Annotated in this window: 21 protein-coding genes; 7 read left to right on the forward strand and 14 right to left on the reverse strand. The window is 62.7% G+C overall.

What is annotated here, in order from left to right; genetic code table 11:
- Window positions 1–7: 7 nt before the first annotated feature.
- From ACR9YP_RS35490 to ACR9YP_RS35520, 7 genes are all read right to left on the reverse strand, one after another.
- Window positions 8–415: a hypothetical protein gene (locus ACR9YP_RS35490; RefSeq protein ID WP_474218184.1), complete on the reverse strand. Its 408-nt coding sequence runs from the start codon at window positions 413–415 to the stop codon at window positions 8–10.
- Window positions 412–609 carry a hypothetical protein gene (locus tag ACR9YP_RS35495; protein ID WP_474218186.1) on the reverse strand — a complete coding sequence of 66 codons (198 nt, stop codon included), beginning with the start codon at window positions 607–609 and terminating at the stop codon, window positions 412–414. Before ACR9YP_RS35495 ends, ACR9YP_RS35490 begins: the two co-directional genes overlap by 4 nt.
- Before the next feature lie 141 nt (window positions 610–750).
- Complete coding sequence (locus ACR9YP_RS35500; protein WP_474218188.1) at window positions 751–1,113, reverse strand: hypothetical protein; 363 nt, start codon at window positions 1,111–1,113, stop codon at window positions 751–753.
- A complete protein-coding gene (locus ACR9YP_RS35505; RefSeq protein ID WP_474218189.1) occupies window positions 1,113–1,280 on the reverse strand; it encodes a hypothetical protein in 168 nt (55 codons plus the stop codon). The genes ACR9YP_RS35500 and ACR9YP_RS35505 overlap by 1 nt, the downstream gene beginning before the upstream one ends.
- Window positions 1,281–1,302: 22 nt before the next feature.
- Window positions 1,303–2,847: a DNA polymerase gene (locus tag ACR9YP_RS35510; protein WP_474218190.1), complete on the reverse strand. Its 1,545-nt coding sequence runs from the start codon at window positions 2,845–2,847 to the stop codon at window positions 1,303–1,305.
- Window positions 2,847–3,455, reverse strand: a complete 609-nt coding sequence (locus ACR9YP_RS35515) for a hypothetical protein (protein ID WP_474218191.1) — start codon at window positions 3,453–3,455, stop codon at window positions 2,847–2,849. Before ACR9YP_RS35515 ends, ACR9YP_RS35510 begins: the two co-directional genes overlap by 1 nt.
- A gap of 90 nt (window positions 3,456–3,545) precedes the next feature.
- Window positions 3,546–3,692, reverse strand: coding sequence for a hypothetical protein (locus ACR9YP_RS35520; RefSeq protein WP_474218192.1), 147 nt, complete (start codon window positions 3,690–3,692; stop codon window positions 3,546–3,548).
- 226 nt (window positions 3,693–3,918) lie between these two features.
- Between ACR9YP_RS35520 and ACR9YP_RS35525 the strand changes: the two genes are divergently transcribed.
- Genes ACR9YP_RS35525 through ACR9YP_RS35535 form a run of 3 tightly spaced genes read left to right on the forward strand, consistent with a single transcriptional unit; the run spans window position 3,919 to window position 5,032 of the window.
- Window positions 3,919–4,503 (forward strand): hypothetical protein, encoded by a 585-nt coding sequence (locus tag ACR9YP_RS35525; RefSeq protein WP_474218193.1) that lies wholly within the window; start codon window positions 3,919–3,921, stop codon window positions 4,501–4,503.
- 11 nt (window positions 4,504–4,514) lie between these two features.
- Complete coding sequence (locus tag ACR9YP_RS35530; protein WP_474218194.1) at window positions 4,515–4,745, forward strand: DNA-binding protein; 231 nt, start codon at window positions 4,515–4,517, stop codon at window positions 4,743–4,745.
- Between the two features lie 14 nt (window positions 4,746–4,759).
- Window positions 4,760–5,032 carry a helix-turn-helix transcriptional regulator gene (locus ACR9YP_RS35535; RefSeq protein WP_474218195.1) on the forward strand — a complete coding sequence of 91 codons (273 nt, stop codon included), beginning with the start codon at window positions 4,760–4,762 and terminating at the stop codon, window positions 5,030–5,032.
- A 64-nt stretch (window positions 5,033–5,096) separates the two neighbouring features.
- On the opposite strand, the gene ACR9YP_RS35540 is transcribed toward ACR9YP_RS35535, so the two are convergent.
- A complete protein-coding gene (locus ACR9YP_RS35540; protein WP_474218196.1) occupies window positions 5,097–5,630 on the reverse strand; it encodes a cytochrome b in 534 nt (177 codons plus the stop codon).
- A gap of 575 nt (window positions 5,631–6,205) precedes the next feature.
- Between ACR9YP_RS35540 and ACR9YP_RS35545 the strand changes: the two genes are divergently transcribed.
- Window positions 6,206–6,976 carry a class I SAM-dependent methyltransferase gene (locus ACR9YP_RS35545; RefSeq protein WP_474218197.1) on the forward strand — a complete coding sequence of 257 codons (771 nt, stop codon included), beginning with the start codon at window positions 6,206–6,208 and terminating at the stop codon, window positions 6,974–6,976.
- Window positions 6,977–7,056: 80 nt separating this feature from the next.
- Here ACR9YP_RS35545 and ACR9YP_RS35550 read toward each other — a convergent pair whose 3' ends face one another.
- Both ACR9YP_RS35550 and ACR9YP_RS35555 read right to left on the reverse strand, forming a co-directional pair.
- The gene (locus ACR9YP_RS35550; RefSeq protein ID WP_370984943.1) at window positions 7,057–7,275 is read right to left on the reverse strand and encodes a hypothetical protein; all 219 of its coding nucleotides are present in this window, start codon (window positions 7,273–7,275) and stop codon (window positions 7,057–7,059) included.
- Between the two features lie 206 nt (window positions 7,276–7,481).
- Window positions 7,482–8,459 (reverse strand): magnesium transporter CorA family protein, encoded by a 978-nt coding sequence (locus tag ACR9YP_RS35555; RefSeq protein ID WP_091893590.1) that lies wholly within the window; start codon window positions 8,457–8,459, stop codon window positions 7,482–7,484.
- 335 nt (window positions 8,460–8,794) lie between these two features.
- Here ACR9YP_RS35555 and ACR9YP_RS35560 point away from each other — a divergent pair, with 335 nt between their 5' ends.
- Window positions 8,795–9,481 (forward strand): L,D-transpeptidase, encoded by a 687-nt coding sequence (locus ACR9YP_RS35560; RefSeq protein WP_130212824.1) that lies wholly within the window; start codon window positions 8,795–8,797, stop codon window positions 9,479–9,481.
- A 36-nt stretch (window positions 9,482–9,517) separates the two neighbouring features.
- Here ACR9YP_RS35560 and ACR9YP_RS35565 read toward each other — a convergent pair whose 3' ends face one another.
- The gene (locus ACR9YP_RS35565; RefSeq protein ID WP_474218198.1) at window positions 9,518–10,603 is read right to left on the reverse strand and encodes an extensin family protein; all 1,086 of its coding nucleotides are present in this window, start codon (window positions 10,601–10,603) and stop codon (window positions 9,518–9,520) included.
- A 65-nt stretch (window positions 10,604–10,668) separates the two neighbouring features.
- Here ACR9YP_RS35565 and ACR9YP_RS35570 point away from each other — a divergent pair, with 65 nt between their 5' ends.
- Complete coding sequence (locus tag ACR9YP_RS35570; RefSeq protein WP_370984941.1) at window positions 10,669–12,297, forward strand: fatty-acid--CoA ligase; 1,629 nt, start codon at window positions 10,669–10,671, stop codon at window positions 12,295–12,297.
- A gap of 263 nt (window positions 12,298–12,560) precedes the next feature.
- The gene (locus tag ACR9YP_RS35575; RefSeq protein WP_474218199.1) at window positions 12,561–13,415 is read left to right on the forward strand and encodes a DUF1499 domain-containing protein; all 855 of its coding nucleotides are present in this window, start codon (window positions 12,561–12,563) and stop codon (window positions 13,413–13,415) included.
- Window positions 13,416–13,585: 170 nt separating this feature from the next.
- Here ACR9YP_RS35575 and ACR9YP_RS35580 read toward each other — a convergent pair whose 3' ends face one another.
- The 3 genes from ACR9YP_RS35580 to ribB all read right to left on the reverse strand — a co-directional run bounded on the left by ACR9YP_RS35580 (window position 13,586) and on the right by ribB (window position 17,128).
- A complete protein-coding gene (locus tag ACR9YP_RS35580; RefSeq protein WP_474218201.1) occupies window positions 13,586–14,506 on the reverse strand; it encodes an MBL fold metallo-hydrolase in 921 nt (306 codons plus the stop codon).
- Window positions 14,507–14,690: 184 nt separating this feature from the next.
- On the reverse strand, window positions 14,691–15,905 hold the full coding sequence (locus ACR9YP_RS35585) for an acyl-CoA dehydrogenase (protein WP_091892433.1): 1,215 nt from the start codon (window positions 15,903–15,905) through the stop codon (window positions 14,691–14,693).
- Between the two features lie 146 nt (window positions 15,906–16,051).
- Window positions 16,052–17,128: a 3,4-dihydroxy-2-butanone-4-phosphate synthase gene (gene ribB / locus ACR9YP_RS35590; RefSeq protein WP_091892435.1), complete on the reverse strand. Its 1,077-nt coding sequence runs from the start codon at window positions 17,126–17,128 to the stop codon at window positions 16,052–16,054.
- Between the last annotated feature and the right edge of the window lie 137 nt (window positions 17,129–17,265).

Here is a 17,265-nt window from a genome sequence, read left to right on the forward strand (position 1 = left end):
AACGAAATCAGGGGAGCCTGTTGCAAACCGTTCGGCCGGAAAGGATTTGATCGATCCTCCGCGCCTTGAGAGATACGGGCCACGCCTTGAAAATTCGCCAGAGAAGTATTCGATGAGGATCGCGGTGGGGACACTCAAGCGCGGCGCGCGCATGCCGCCAAGCGCCCGCTTCGTAGCGGGCCAAATCGCGTTCGATGCATTGCGACTGCTCGTTTCGACTGCGACCCGGATAACGCTGGCGCGCATATTCCCGGATCAAATCGTCCCGCTCCGCGAGCGCGGCTCGTGTCGCCCAAGAGCGCTCGCCGGGCTTGACCCGGAGCGCATCTGCAAGCCGGGCCGCGTCGAGCGCATCAATCGAGCCGTCACGAAGCGCGATCAGGGACGCAGGTTCGAGGCGCAGCGGCGTGGTCATGGCGGGCTTTCGTCTTCGGCTTTCAACAGCCGAACCTTCTCCAAGCAAACAACGTTTGGTGATCGAAACCAGCGGTAGCCGCCTTCCCACTTTGCCGAAGTGTATTTCGCTCGATCCTCTTCGGGTAGCAGAAGCTGCCGGGCGAAGGCATGCTCTTCTTCGTATTGGGTCACCGCCTCAATGATGGTGCTCATGGTTGAGTTCCGCAGCTTCTAAACAGGAGAGAATATGAGAGACACAGATAAGACTCAGATCGGGTGAGCGCCGCCGCAGCAGGTTTTCGAAAATCCTGCTGCACATATGCAATGCCGACCTGCTGCATCGATGCAGCACGTTCAGAGATGGACCGTAATCTTTGGCGATCGATGGGGACGTTTCTCGACCGAAATCAGGCCGAGCTGTTCCAATTCAGCCAACGCGCGCCACTTGGCAAACCGACTGACCCCCTCCATTGCAAGCATCCCGTTGGGCAAAACGAAAGGTTGGTCGCCGCGCCTCCAGCGCTCGTACAGCAGATGCAGTGCCACCCGATAGGTGTTAGCACTTTTGGTCTTCACCATCCGCTCGATCCACGACCACGGCACTTTGACGAATTGCTCCCGGCGCTTTTGTACTCTTCTTGGAACCAAGGCCAACTGTGCCAGTTTTTCTGGTGTCAGCCGATGCTGCTTCAGCTCGGCATAGGGATCGTCGTCCATCACACGGTTTGCCTTGTTAGATCAGTTTGGTTGAGCAGCTCGGTGACCCGGTTCCACATAACGCGGCCGCGTGCGTCCATGTATCGATCTGGGTAGCGCACGATGTGGACATCGGTCCCGAGTTCGAAGCCGCCGAGCACCGCCCTCGACGCCTCGGCCATGGCCATGCGCAGGATCTCGATATCGGCTTCAAGCCGATCGAGTTGTGCACAAATAAGAACAAATAAGAAAAGCATCGTGCACCGGGGCGCAAACCTCGATCCCGCGTTCCGTTGCGAGGCAGGCGGCCAAGCGCATCATCTCGGCGCCGTTCGCTTGCATGGGAAAATTGCGGAGGCTTCGCGGGTTGGGCTTTTCGCCGATGTGGACGTGCCAGCCAAAGACGGTGTGCAACGAGCCGGTAAGCATGGCGGTATCGAGCGCTGCGTCTGACCATGCCCAGAACCGGCGGTAGGTGTCGCGGTGTGCCCGCAATAGATCACGTGCGACGATGCGTGGTTGCCCGATCCGTAGCGCGAGGCTGGTGGCTTCCATGCAATACTGCACCGCCAAAGCGCATTGCTTGAACCGCTCGCGCTGCTGGCCATGCGTCTCCTTGGTGGCATCCGCCGGCACCGCGCCCGCCTGCTTCGCAAAGGCAAGGTACGGTTCGCCGGAACGGTAAGCCTCCTGCATTGCCGTGTCGCCAGACAGGGCCGCGGCAATGCCGAACTCTTGCTGCGCCCAATCCACGTAGGCCACGGCATGGCCCGGCGGTGGCTTGATCAGGCCACGAAGCCATACCGAAGGCCCAAATATGAACCGACTATTGGAAGGTTGATTGCGACCGGTGCGCGATCTAAACACCGACAATATTGTGCGGTTGCGACCATCTTTCCCGACGGCAAGATCGTTGAGACGCAAGTCGGATAGAGAGCTACGGAGCTCGCGATATGGCGACACCACGGGATAAGACTTCGCCAACTGCCGAAATGTCTCGTCGCTCAGATCCAATTGACCGGTTTCGTGGACCGGCCATGGGATGCCCAACGAGGCCATGAGCTTGGCCCACCGTTCGGACTTGAACGATCGCCCTTCGCAGACGTCGTAGTTGTCGATCGCGCGGATGAGGTTGTCCTGCATGCCCGTCCAGCGCTGCCGCAGGCGCGCCAGCATTTCGACGTCGATCGGCGAGCCGTTGTGCTCCATGCCGGCGACAGCCGCCATGTAGCGCCCGCGTAGCAGCCCCCGCGGAAGATCGATCCGCGGCAGCATGAGGGGCAACAGGCGAACGAGCGCTCTAACGTCCGTCTCACAATAGTCGAGGATATCTTCGGGCGTGTACCGGCCCTGCCAAGTGCCAGCACCGATTGCCTCTTGCATCTCCTGCTTCTCGATGGCGCCCATGGCGTCAAGACCGAAGTAGGTCAGCGCGCCCAACAATCCCGAGCCGGCTGGCGTTGACAAGCCGTTGGTGCGGTCGCGGAATTCGATGAAGAGATCGAGGATGCGCTGCGGCATCGGCCAGCCAAGCGCGCGATAAACGCCCAACTCCGCGGACGCGTAGAAGGCCACGAACAGCGCATCGGGTCCGGCCGCATATGGTGGCGCCGGTCCGAACTGGCCCTGAAAAATGCGGAAGCGACGACCGCTCCGCAACTCATGCGCGACAAGGCAGACAGGGACCGGTCGCTCGCCGGCGGTGGCGGTGAACTCCGTATCCACCACCACCACCTCGCGGAAGGTGTCCAGCATCACGCCTGCCCGCGCAGCCGCTTGATCACCGGGTGGTCGATCCGATCGATCAGATGGTCACGGAAAGCGATCCTGATCAGATCCCAGAAACCCAGTCCCGGCCACTCCGGCTCGCTCATCGCGCTCTCGGCCTTGAAGATCTCATAGGCGCCGAGGCTCATATTCGGCTTAATGCGAACCCAGTCGCTTGCCGCAAGCGCTGCGGCCTCCCGTGCCGAACGCCACCAGTTCATGTCCTTGCCGTCTGCAGAAGGAAGCCGCACGGGCCAGAAGAACAAGGTGCCCTGCCGGTTGATCGCCGTATACAGTGTCTTCGTGACGAACTCGCCGGCAAGTTCCGGCACAAGGGCGGTGGTGACGATGTATTCGTCCCGCTCGTCTTTAAGCTCGATGATCGGGAAGTTCTCGCGATATTCGGGACTGGGATGCACCCGGACGAAGTCTTGCGCCCCTGGCTTGCGTACCGGGACCGTCGTCAGGAGCTTCTTCACGCCCACCGTCTCGGTGAACGACTGGCTCAAGCGCAGGTTCTCGGGGACGAAGGGATCGAGCGAGGGGTTGGTGTCTGCGGCTTCCGGGTTGACCGCCTGTAATGTGGGCTTATTCATTCGAGGTTTCCTGAATTCGTAGGGACTGGCCCCGCTCGATCGAGCGGGGTTTTCTTTTTGCGGATGCTGTGGGAGGCGCGCGGGCGGTGTTCATCGGACCGCCCCAACAAAAACTTCAGCGAGGATCGCTTGCACGGCGTCTTGTCCGATCGCAGCGACGATGCCGTAAAGGATGGCGCGGTTCTCGACTTGGGCGAGAAAGGCGACGGTGGCCGTGGAAGCAATGAGATCGTTCATGGCCCGGCTCGCGCTTGCGGGGTTCGGATAGACCGGGCTAAAAAGGGGCGCTCAAGGTCCCGACCTTCATCCGGTCGGCAATCAAGTTTGACGCCGCTCCTGCTTGCCCCCAAGCAAGCAGGGCGGCGTCTTCGTTTCGGACAGCATTCCTGCCATCTGTCTTTTTATCGAATGGGAGTTTGACACATCCCCGACCATTTGCAAATATTACAGATGGGAGCCAGTCATGGCGACGCTTAGCGAATTGGTTGCGGCCATAGCCGCTGTGGAAGGCATCGACGCGGAGCGCGTTGGCGCGATCGCCCGCGCGGTTCGCGAGCACGGTCTCATCCGGACCTCCGGGAGGGGAACCTCTGCTGCCCAAATGTCTGAGCCGGACGCGGCGAACCTGTTGATCGCAACGAATACTGCGGATACGGCGCGCACCGCGCCCGCCGCCGTCGAGGCGTATCGAGCGCTCGAAGCGAAGCGCAGACCGAGCCAGTTCGGCAGCGAACTGGAAGAAATGATTTCGGCAGCAAAGCGGGAATGCTTGGCCGATTACGTTACCAAGGCGGTAACCCTTCTCGGGACACGTGGCCATCGTCTCGGTAGGCGGCCCTATGCCGACGGCGAGTATCGGCTCGAGATCGAGTTCGAGAAACCCGCGCCTTCAGTCCTACTCGGAATTTGGGGACCGCACAGCCAAGGAGTTTACATCGATTTTTTCGATCGACGGCGAGCAGAAGCCGAAACGCATGGTGACCGCAAGGAAAGAACAAGAATAACTCACCGAACGATACTGGCTGTCGCCGATGTTCTTCGTGCGTAGGAGAGAAGCACATGAAATCCGTCGAAAACGATTGCGTTGCCGACGACTTGCTTGAAGGCGCGAACGAGATCGCCCGGTTTCTGTTCGGCTCGCCGAACAAGCGGCGGCGCGTCTACCATCTGGCTGCACGCTCGGGGCTGCCGCTGTTTCGTCTCGGTGACGTGATCTGCGCCCGCCGAAGCACGTTGCGCGCGTGGATCGCCGAGCAAGAGAAGACAGCGCTCCCGAGTGTTTACCCGTAGTCGAGGAGTTCGCGATGCTGGATGCGAAGCGAGCCGAGGTTGAGGCGGAAGACGGTGCGCCGGACAAACCCTTGGCTCGTCCTCGACGCATGCTGAACGAAAGGCAGGTACTTGAGATCGTCCCGGTCGGGCGCTCGACGTTGTGGCGAATGGAACGCAAGGGCGAGTTTCCGCGATCGACTTACATCTCACCGAACAGACGCATTTGGTTCGAGGACGAGATCGTCGCGTGGCAGAACGCGGTGAATGGCCGTAGCCGGGGCAAAGCACGCCGCCGGTCACAATGAGCAAGGCGCGGAAGGCCACCGGCTCGAATATAGAAAAAGTCTAAGTGTGATTGCTTGTGAGCGGCTACGGCCGCATACGGTCGAGCAAATGGTCACGCCATACGTATTGATGCCCCAGCGCCGCCAAGGCGTGAACTGCGGCGACCAAGACTAGCGCATTGGCCGCGAATTCGTGCCACTCGTTGATACTATGACGGGTCGCCGCGTCACCGCTGCCGAATTGCGGCACCGACCACAGTCCGAAGATATTGAAGCCGCGATACGATGCATCAACGATGCCAGCCACGACCACGAGGCCAAGCAGGACGTACAAGGCGAAGTGCGTTAGTCTCGCGATCATATAGAGGGTCCCGCTATCGGCAGGCGGCAGCACGCGCCCAAAATGCGCCCGCCAAGCAACTCGCGTCATGAGAACGAACGCGGTGAGGAAGCCCAACACGACGTGCGTGGACCACACTGCGGTGCGGAGTGGTCCGCGCGGAAAGAGGTCTCCGGTCTGACCTATTCCCCATAAGACAACGATGAGGGCGACGGTGATCCAATGCAGCCAGACGGTGGTCGGATCATAATGTTCGCCTGTTTCGACAATGCGGCTCATGGTTATTTTATCGCATGCGCACAGGCAGGCAGTTTTGATCTTGATCAGACCTAAGCGGCGAAGCTTGAAACAGGGCCTAATAGGTCCCGGCTGATCCCGGCGGGTCTTTTTCCTTGTCGGCGAATATCGCCTAAGTCTTTGATAAATCTACGTTTTGTCTGTTGAATGAAGAACAGAAATTGAGCTTGCAGTCAGGACCACACGGTTTTGCCGTACGCACGGTCCGCCATTTCGCCGCAGTTTTCCCAGCCCTGTCGACGGAGCCGGAAACTTACGGGCGAGACGAACCTGACAGCGCCGTCCGTCCGCACGAAGCCCTGGGCTCACGGAGAGCAATCCGCCCTGCCCCTGGCTGTTCGCGCCCGACGCTGCTGCATCCACCGCAAGCCCGGCTCGCGAAACATGACGACCACACGATCGCCCCTCAAGGATGAGCCGGGATGGGCGACACATACGACAAATCCGAATTTCGGTAAAGTGGAATATTTCCAAGCGGGCCCCTTGACAACACAGTTGTGATCGCGCGGTGTTTTGCCCGACGGGCGACATTACGTATAGGCCAGAACGGTGGAAGCATGGGCAGATTCGCAAGCACGGCGTCACTCTACGAGCATTTGCGCCCGCCTTACCCGGGCGAATTCTTTCGCAGTGTCGCGCACAAGCTCTGCCTCTCCAGGGAGAGCAGCCTGATCGATCTCGGCACCGGACCCGGGCTGCTGGCGCTCGGCTTCGGCCCTTATGTGGGCCGTGTCGTCGGTGTCGACCCTGAGCCTGCGATGCTCGACGCCGCCCGGCTCGCGGCAGCGCGCGCGGGGCGACATGTCACGCTGATCGAAAGCAACGCCGAGACGCTCGCCTCCGACATCGGCAGTTTCGACATCGTCACAATCGGCCGCGCGCTGCATTGGATGGATCGTGACTTGACGCTTGCATTGCTCGATCGGCTGGTCGCGCACGACGGTGCGCTCGCGATCTGCGCCTCGTTCTCGGCCGCCGATGGCCGCAACTCCTGGCTTGATGGCTACAACGAGATCCGCCGCCGCTGGTCACCGGCAAAGCTCTGGGAGGAAGCCGGCCGGGGCACACGGACCCACCGCGACCTTCCCGCGTTCTTCCGCGGCAGCTCGTTTCAGCCCGCCGAGCTCGTCACAGTCGAAACCAGCCATCTGGTCGGCCTGTACGACTTGGCGCAACGCACTCTCACTTATTCGTCGTCATCACCGGATGCTTTGGGCGAGAATGTCGAGGCTATGCTGCGCGATGTCTTAAAGCATCTCGTCGCTTTCAGCCGCGACGGCGCCATCGCCGAGACCATTGTCTCGACGGCGCAGATCGTGAAGCGCTAGCTGATTTGCCGAAAGACGGAAGCAAGGCGATCCAGACAACGCCGCCGCAAGACCTGGATCGCCCGCCTTCCTTCCGTTCCTCAATCGAGTCGAATCCGACGCGACCGTTCGCGCAGCCGCGGAGCGGCGACGTTCAATGCAGTCGAGCAGTCGTCGTCGTTTTCGCCGTCGAGCAGCGGAGCACCACAGTGTCGGCACAGGCGTGCCGACAACGACGGCGCCTTGCCGCTCGTCACGACCTGACGATAGTTCGCCAGATCGATGACGTTGCGGGGCGTCGTTATGTGTTTTTCAACCATGGCTGTTCCTCGCGGCTAACACGCTGCTTATCGCAGACAAGTTTCGCGCAAACGTTCAGCCCACCGCTCAAATTTTACCGGAGGAATTGGGGCACAGCGCACACATCACGGCAGCGCCTCAATCCCGCTCTATTCTGCGACACGATCGACCGTGTCTTTGCGAACCGCGTAAGGTCTCGGTAGCTATCTTCCGAGAGCGCGGGAGATCAGAGCCACTTCTTCCACTTGAAGATCCAGTACGGGACGATCGCTGCCACCAGCATCATCACCAGCGCCATCGGATAGCCGTGGATCCATTCGAGTTCCGGCATCACCTTGAAGTTCATGCCGTAGATCGAGGCGATCAGCGTCGGCGGCATCAGGACAACAGCCATGACCGAGAACAGCTTGATGATGTTGTTCTGCTCGAGATTGACGACGCCGAGCATGGCGTCGAGCACGAAGGTGATCTTGTTGGAGAGGTAGGATGCGTGATCGGTCAGCGAGCCCACGTCGCGCTGCATGGTCTTGAGCTGCTCGCGCATGTCCTTCGACCATTTCACGCCTTCCACCACTGCGGACAAGAAGGTCACGACGCGGCCGATCGACACCAGGCTCTCCCGAACCTTCGAGGTCAGATCGCCCTTGCGGCCGATCGAGATCAGGATCTGGGAATATTGCTTGGCGTGGCCGTGGCGCTCACTCTCGGGTTCGAAGATGTCGTGCGAGACCTGATCGATCTCGGCGCCGCAGCGCTCCAGAATGTCGGCGCAGCGGTCGATCACGGCGTCCAGGAGTTCCATCAGCACCATCTCGCCGGTGATGGAAGGCGTGCAGGAGCGACCGAGCTTGGCCTCGACCAGGGCGAATGGCTTCGGCAAATCGTAGCGCACCGTCACCAGGCGGTGGTCGCCGAGGATGAAGGTCACTGCCGTGGTCCGGGGCATGTCGGTATCGGAGTGGCACATCAGCGTCGCGGTCATGTAGCGCGCGCCGCTCTCGATATAGAGCCGGCTGGAGATCTCGATCTCCTGCATGTCTTCCCGGGTCGGGATGGCGATGCCCGCCAGCCGCTCCACCGCCTTGTCCTCGGCCGCGCTCGGGTTGACGAGGTCGATCCAGACCGCGCTCTCCGGCAGCGCGGTGAGATCTTCGATGACAGCCTTCTTGAGGGAGGCCTCGGAGGGAACAAACACCGAAAACATGACAACTCCAGAGAACCTGCGACAGAATGACAGCCCTTAGCGCGATTCTGACAAGTTCACGATGACAACTGGATTAACGAAGCGTTGGTATTTGTGGCGGGGTCGGGGTTCAACTGTGGCGCGGAATCGACAGTTCGAGGCCTCCTGCCGCAAAATCCGCACAGCGCCGCAAAACTTGCGGCAAAAAAGCCACAGCTGGGGTCTTGCAGCGCGGGATAAGGGCTTCAGTGCTGGAATTGTGGCAGATTTCAACGATAATGGGATTAACGGAGTCGAGGAACTTGGGCGCTAAGCTCAGGCGTTCCGTACGGTATTGTTTTGATTGGAACCAAACCATGTCGTCGCTGAAAGTTAAATTGGGGATCTTGGCCGCTGGCCTGATGCTGTCGGGCTGCATGCAGGCCACGCATTTCGAGGCGACCGACACCAAAGCCTTCAAGCCGAAGGACAAGGAACTCCTCGCCAAGGTCCGGTATGAAAATACCCCGGTCGCAGAGCCGTTCCGCCGCGCCATCGTCGAGTATCACCGCAAGGAATCGCCGGGCTCGATCGTGGTCGATTCCGACAACCACTACCTCTATTACGTGCTGGAGGGCGGCAAGGCGATCCGCTATGGCATCACCGTCGGCGAAGAGGCCATGGCCTGGTCCGGCATTGCCAAGGTCGGCAGCATGACCGAATGGCCGGCCTGGCATCCGACGCCGGGCGAGATTTCGCGCCTGGGCGTGCCGACCTATGTCGCGCCGGGTCCGGACAATCCGATGGGTTCCCGCGCCATGTACCTCTATTCGGGCGGCAAGGACACGCTGTTCCGCATCCACGGCACCAACCAGCCGGAATATATCGGCGCCTCGATCTCGTCGGGCTGCATCCGCCTGACCAACGAGGACGCGATCGACCTCTACAACCGCGTCAAGGTCGGCACCATCGTCGTGGTGCTCGAGCCGAAGCATGGCGACTCGCCGTATAATTCGCGCCTGGCGCTCGGCGGCAGCCAAACCGGCCAAGCCGGCAGCTACTGATCGCATTCTGATCTCTGACATCCAAAAGCGCCGGTCTTACCGGCGCTTTTTTGTTGCCGGCTTGTGCGACCGGGCTTTGTTGCCACCAGCCGACGGCTTGTCCGCGGCCGCAGGGGGAGTCTCCGCTGCCCCTTCGTCGGCGTCCTCCTTGCCGTCGGGCTTGGCCGCGACCTCGCGCGGCGGGGCCTCCTCGGGGCGCTCCGCCGGCAGCAGCGGGGCGACCTGCGGCAGGGGATCCCAGACGTTCCACTGGCAGATCCGGTAGTCATTGCGCCGCTGCGCCAAATCGAGATGGATGTGGTCCTCGTGGTACCAGTCCGAGCCCGGACCGAGCACGGTGGAAAAGCGCGCGCACACCGAATGCAGCACGCGCTCGCGCACCTCGCGCGACATGGTGCGGTCGGTCAGGCCGATCGACTGGCCGTTGGCCAGCTTGATGGCGCGGACGTCGAGGGCGTTGGCCTTGCCGTGCTCGGACAGCATCGCGCCGACGACGCGGTTGCGGCCACGGCACTCGAAGCTGTCGAAATTGTCGAGGTCGCTGATGGTCGAGCCGAGGCTCGCCGCCAGCGGCACCATGTCCTTGCGCACCCAATCGGCGACCGCGGACGCCATGTTGCAGCGGAGGATCGCTGCCGGCTTGACCACCACCTTACGCTTGTCCGGCAGCACGATAGCCTCTAGCCGCACCAGATCCTCACCGCCGCAGGCGCCGGGCCCGCGGATATCCGGAATCGACGGCGCGATCGCGATCTCCTCGGTCAGCGCCAGCCGGCAGGCCGAGGCCTGCTTCTCGGGCGGCGGCGCGGCCTCGGCGGGCTTGTCGGCGCTTGGCTTGTCCTCGGATGGCTTGCCTTCTGGCTCCGGCGCCCCCTCGTCCGACGCCTTGGGGGCCTCTTCGGGGCGCGGTTTTGGCAGTGGAATCTTGGCGTGACGAACGGCTGCGCGCGGTCGTGGTGTACCAAGGCCGAAGATATCCCATGGCGCAGGATATTTCCGCGCCTCAGCCCTCTCGGCGAGCACTAGCGACAGCGCGAGCGCGGCGGTAACCATTGCCGCGCCGGTGGACATATAGCCGCGACAAGACCATTTGCGGCGAAAGTCCGGCAGGCTAAAACTCATCACAATTGTTTGGCCCAAGGCTGAGAGCGATAACGCGCCCAGCGACTTCTCGGAGGAACGTCAGAATGCTCGGTTTGATGCAAGATTGGCCCCTGCTCTGCCACCGGATCATCGAACACGCCGCCAGGATTCATGGCAAGCAGGAGGTGGTCACGCGCTCTGTCGAGGGGCCGATCCATCGCACCAACTACGCCGAGATCCACCAGCGCGCGCTCAAGGTCTCGCAGATGCTGGAGCGCGACGGCATCAAGCTCGGCGACCGTGTCGCAACGATCGCCTGGAACACCTGGCGCCATCTCGAGGTGTGGTACGGCATCATGGGGATCGGCGCCATCTGCCATACCGTCAATCCCCGCCTTTTCCCCGAGCAGATCGCCTGGATCATCAACCATGCGCAGGACCGCATCGTGATGACCGACATCACCTTCGTTCCGATCCTGGAGAAGATCGCCGACAAACTTCCGAGCGTGGAACGCTATGTCGTGCTCACCGACAAGGCGCATTTGCCGGAAACCACGCTGAAGAATGTGGTCGCCTACGAGGACTGGATTGCGCAGGCCGACGGCAAATTCAAATGGAAGGACTTTGACGAGAACACGGCGGCCGCGATGTGCTACACGTCGGGCACGACGGGCGACCCGAAGGGCGTGCTGTATTCGCATCGCTCCAACGTGCTGCACGCGCTGATGGCCAACAATGTCGACGCGCTCGGCACCAGCGCCTCCGAGACGATGCTGCCGGTGGTGCCGCTGTTCCACGCCAACAGCTGGGGCATCGCCTTCTCCGCGCCCTCGCAGGGCACCAAGCTGGTGATGCCCGGCGCCAAGCTCGACGGCGCCTCGGTCTACGAGCTGCTCTCGACCGAGAAGGTGACGCACACCGCAGGCGTGCCGACGGTGTGGCTGATGCTGCTCCAGCACATGGCCGCCAACAATCTGAAGCTGCCCGACCTGAAGATGGTGATCTGCGGCGGCTCGGCGATGCCGCGCTCGATGATCAAGGCCTTCCTCGACATGGGCTCGAACGTCCGCCACGCCTGGGGGATGACCGAGATGAGCCCGATCGGCACCGTCGCGGCGCTGAAGCCGCCGTTCCAAAACGCGACCGGAGAGGCGCGGCTCGACGTGCTCCAGATGCAGGGCTATGCGCCGTTCGCGGTGCAGATGAAGATCACCGACGATGCCGGCAAGGAGCTGCCCTGGGACGGCAAGACCTTCGGCCGCCTCAAGGTCGCCGGCCCAGCCGTCGCCAAGGCCTATTACCGGCTCGACGCCAACATCCTCGACGAGGAAGGCTTCTTCGACACCGGCGACGTCTCGACCATCGACGAGGACGGCTACATGCGGATCACCGACCGCTCCAAGGACGTGATCAAGTCCGGCGGCGAGTGGATCTCCTCGATCGATCTCGAAAACCTCGCGATCGGCCATCCGGCCGTGGCCGAAGCCGCCGTGATCGGCGTGTTCCACCCGAAATGGGATGAGCGGCCGCTCCTGATCGTGCACCTCAAGCAGGGCCAGCAGGCCACGCGCGAGGACATCCTGAAGTTCATGGATGGCAAGATCGCCAAGTGGTGGATGCCCGACGACGTCGTCTTCGTCGAGGGCATTCCGCACACCGCGACGGGCAAGATCCTGAAGACGGAGTTGCGCGACCAGTTCAAGGATTACCGTTTCCCGAACGCGGCGGCGTAAGACGGTGCCACCCTCCCCTGGAGGGGGAGGGTCGGCTCACATGGAGCGAAGCGCAATGTGAGACGGGTGGGGTGATCTCTCCACACGGGCACCGCCTCAGTGAGAGACCGTCACCCCACCCCGCTCGCGCTTCGCGCGATCGACCCTCCCCCTCCAGGGGAGGGTGAACGACCCTTGAATTTGCCCCCGCGCCGTGGTCTCAACGGCGCATCGTCGCGCCATATCGGCCGGCGCCGCCCGCAACACCCGGCAGAGCTCACCCGATGGCCCGCAGGTTTTCCGCTCCCTATCAGTCGGAGCCCGTGTCCAGCCTCGCGAGCTGGGCGCGTAATCTGGCCGTGTTCGCGGTGGTGGCGGTGGTGGTCTCGATCATCATCGTCCGCTTCGACTTCCTGGAGATGAAGCCGGCGCTGATGGCCTTCTTCGGCGGGCTCGCGATCGCCGGCCTCTCGATCCTGTTCGGGCTCGCCGGCTTTGCCGCGATCTGGCAGAACGGCTCACGCGGCATGGCGCGCATCCTGCTCGCTTTCCTGATCGATGCGCTGATCCTCGCCTATCCCGCCTATCTCGGCCTGCAATATCGTAAGCTGCCGGCGATCCACGACATCACCACCAACCCGATCGACCCGCCGCGCTTCGACGCGTTGGCGCCCATACGCACCGGCGATGGCACCAACACCGCGGTCTATACCGGCCTCTATTCGGCCGAGCAGCAGCGCCAGTTTTATCCCGACATCGAGCCGATCGAGCTGGAGATCCCGGTGGACCGCGCCTATGCAATCGCACGCCAGCTCGTCAACAAGCGCAAATGGCTCGTCATCGACGAGCGTGCGCCGCAGCCGCCGCGCCGTATCGGCCGCATCGAGGCGGTCGCGCGCACGCCGATCATGGGGTTCCGCGAGGACATCTCGATCCGGGTCGTGCCTGATGGCGATGATTCCCGCGTCGATATCCGCTCCGCCTCGCGCTATTTCGAGAGCGACCTCGGCAGCAACGCTGCCCGCGTCAAGAAATTCATTGATGACCTCAACACCGCCGCCGATGCCGATGCGCTCAAGCCGGTGAAGAAGACGCCGGTCGCGCCGCCAAAGGCGCCGGCGAAGACGGTGAAGAAGTGACGCGCTAGTCTAGCGCACGATGAGATTAAGCTCGGCCAGCTTGCTCCGGATCACCTCTCCCCAGCGGGGAGAGGTGAACTCCGGGCCGCCTGCCGGGCCGCCTGGAATATCGAGATTGTGGCGCGAGATCCCGGGTTCGATGCTACGCATCGCCCCAGAACGACGGGCGGCTAGCCCGCCATCCGATATGTCCCGCCGATCACGGGATCGCCATCCGTCGCGACCACGCCTCGCGCGACCAGGTCTTCCAGGTGCGCCAGCACGGAGTAGCCAGCGGCGGTCGTGAGCCTGGGATCGATCCCGATATAGATCGCGCGCACCATGGTGGGGATGTCGGCCTCGCCCTTGGCGAGGCGGTGCAGGATCGAGGCCTCGCGCGCTTTGCGATGACGGATCAGGAAACGCACGAAGCGCGGACCGTCCGGAATCTCCGGGCCATGGCCGGAGAAGTAGAGGTCCTCCTCGCGGGACGCGAGGCGGTCCAGCGAGTCCATATAGTCGATCATCGAGCCGTCGGGCGGTGCCACGATCGATGTCGACCAGCCCATGACGTGATCACCGACGAAGTTGAAGTTCCGCTCGGGCCAGGCAAAGGCGAGATGGTTTGCGGTGTGGCCGGGCGTTGCCACCGCCTCGAGCTGCCAACCGGCGCCTTCGACGACGTCGCCATGGGCGATCCTGACATCGGGCGCGAAATCGCGGTCCGCGCCGGATTCCGGATTGTGCTTCTCGCTCTCGAAGCGCGGGCGCGAGGCCCGGTGCGGGCCTTCGGCATAAACGGGCGCGCCGGTCGCCTGCTTGATCCGCGCGGTGTTCGGCGAATGGTCGCGGTGGGTGTGGGTGACGAAGATATGGCTCACCGTCTCACCGCGCACGGCATCGAGCAGCGCTGCCGCATGCGCCGCATCGTCCGGGCCGGGATCGATGATTGCGACATTGCCGGTGCCGACGATGTAGCTGACCGTGCCGGTGAAGGTGAACGGGCTCGGATTGTTACAGAGCACGCGCCGCACGCCGGGGCGGACCTCCTCGACGATTCCGGGCTTCAGCGGAAAGTTGCGGTTGAACGGGACGTCGTCATTGTCGGACATGGGACTTCCTGTGCGTACCGCCACACTCTTCGTCATACCCGGCGAAAGCGGGGTATCCAGTACGCCGCGGCGCCTGTGACGAAGGCGAGGTCTCTGGGATGCTGGATCGCCCGCCCCAATGCGCATTGCGCACAAGGCGGGCGATGACAGCTCAGCAAAACAACCGCCACGGAATGCGTGACGACTAGAAAAACGCCTGAATGCCCGTGATCGCGCGGCCCAGGATCAGGGCGTGGACGTCGTGGGTGCCCTCGTAGGTGTTGACCGTCTCGAGGTTATGGACGTGGCGCATCACGTGGTACTCGATCGAGATGCCGTTGCCGCCGTGCATGTCGCGGGCGGTGCGGGCGATGTCGAGCGCCTTGCCGCAATTGTTGCGCTTCATGATCGAGATCATCTCGGGCGCGAACTTGCCCTCGTCCATCAGGCGACCGACACGAAGCGAGCCCTGCAGGCCCAGCGCGATCTCGGTCTCCATGTCGGCGAGCTTCTTCTGCACCAGCTGGGTCGCGGCGAGCGGCTTGCCGAACTGCTTGCGGTCGAGCGTGTACTGGCGGGCGCGGTGCATGCAGTCCTCGGCGGCCCCTAACGCACCCCAGGAGATGCCGTAACGGGCGCGGTTGAGACAGCCGAATGGGCCCTTCAGGCCGGAGACGTTGGGCAGCAGCGCGTCTTCGGGAACCACGACACCGTCCATCACGACCTCGCCGGTAATGGAGGCGCGAAGCGACAGCTTGCCGCCGATCTTCGGTGCGGAGAGGCCCTTCATGCCCTTCTCCAGCACGAAGCCGCGGATCTGGTTGTCGTGCGCCGCCGACTTGGCCCACACCACGAATACATCGGCGATCGGCGCGTTCGAGATCCACATCTTGCTGCCGGTGAGGCGATAGCCGTCCGAAACCTTCTCGGCGCGCGTCTTCATGCCGGCCGGGTCGGAGCCGGCATCGGGCTCGGTCAAGCCGAAGCAGCCAACCCACTCGCCGCTGGCGAGCTTCGGCAGGTACTTCTTGCGCTGGTTCTCGTCGCCATAGGCGTAGATCGGATACATCACCAGCGAGGACTGCACCGAGTTCATCGAGCGATAGCCGGAATCGACCCGCTCGATCTCGCGCGCGACGAGGCCATAGGCGACGTAGCTCGCATTGGCGCAGCCATATTCCTCCGGCAGGGTGATGCCGATCAGGCCGAGCTCACCCATTTCGTTGAAGATCTCGCGATCCGTTTTTTCTTCGAGATAGGCCTGGGAGACACGGGGCAGCAGCTTGTCCTGGGCATAGGCGCGAGCGGTGTCGCGCACCATGCGCTCGTCTTCGGTGAGCTGCTCGTCGAGCAGGAACGGATCGTCCCACTGGAAAGAAGCCGCAGCCGGCTTGTCCTTGGCCTGAGGGCGCACGCTCATGAAACGTCCTTTCGCGTCTGGTTCCGTCAAAAATTGCCCGACAAATTAAAGCGCCGCGGCAACAAGTGCAATTGCATCCTGGTTTCGGTCATTCCGGGGCGAGGCGAAGCGTCGAACCCGCAATCTCCTCGCCTCTACACTGCGTGTCAGCTTTCGAGCTGCTCGTTGGCGACGATCTCGATGCCGAAGCCGGACAGGCCTTTGTAGTCATGCACCGAAGAGGTGAGGTGCCGGATCGAGGTGACGCCGAGATCGCGCAGGATCTGCGCGCCAACGCCGACCTCACGCCACTGGCGGTTGCGGTCGGCTTCCGTGGACGTCTCGTCCGGCAGCGGCTCCACGGGCACACCGGCTGCGCCATCACGCAGGTAGACCAGCACGCCTCGGCCGGATTTCTTGAAATGCTCGAGCACCGCCGCCATGCGCTTGTGGCCGGTGAAAGCGTCCTTGACGATGTTCGGCTTGTGAAAGCGCGTCAGCACGTTCTTGCCGTCGCCAACGCCATTGTAGACGAAGGCGACGTGGGCGATGGAATCGAACGGCGAGCGGTAGGCATAGCCCTGCAAGGGCCCGATCGGGCTCTCGGTGACGAAGGTCGAGACCCGCTCGATCAGTTTTTCGCGCCCCTGGCGGTAAGCGATCATGTCCGCGATGGTGACGTGCTTGAGCTTGTGCTCGGCGGCGAAGCGGGCGACTTGCTCGCCCTTCATCACGCTGCCGTCGTCGTTCATGAGCTCGCTGATGACGCCGACCGGCGGCAGGCCGGAGAGCTTGCAGAGGTCGACCGCGGCCTCGGTATGGCCGGAGCGCAGCAGCACGCCGCCATCCTTGGCGATCAGCGGAAAGATGTGGCCCGGGCGGGCGAAGTCATTGGCGCCGACATTGGGATTGGACAGCGCCCGGCAGCACGAGGCGCGCTCCTCGGCGGAGATGCCGGTGCCGCCGTCGGGCTTGTAGTCGATCGAGACCGTGAACGCGGTGGTATGCGCGGAATCGTTGTGGGCGACCATCGGATCGAGCCGCAGGCGGCGTGCGTCCTCCGTGGTCACGGGCGCGCAGACGATGCCGGAGGTGTGGCGGATGATGAACGCCATCTTCTCGGCGGTGCAGAGCGAGGCAGCGACGATCAGATCGCCCTCGCCCTCGCGATCCTCATCATCGGTGACGACGACAAGCTCGCCCCGGGCAAAGGCCTGCAAGACTTCCTGAATGCTATCGGGCATTTCCCAATCTCTATCGGTTATGGCCGGGAGGCTTAGCCGGACTTGAGCCGGGGCGCTAGTCTTCCCAGCGCAACCACATATGCCGGACGGCAGGCCTGCCAGGGTGGTTCAGGCTTGCACCGAAGATACCAGGGATA

The sequence above is a fragment of the Bradyrhizobium sp. BR14999 genome, from assembly GCF_056106085.1.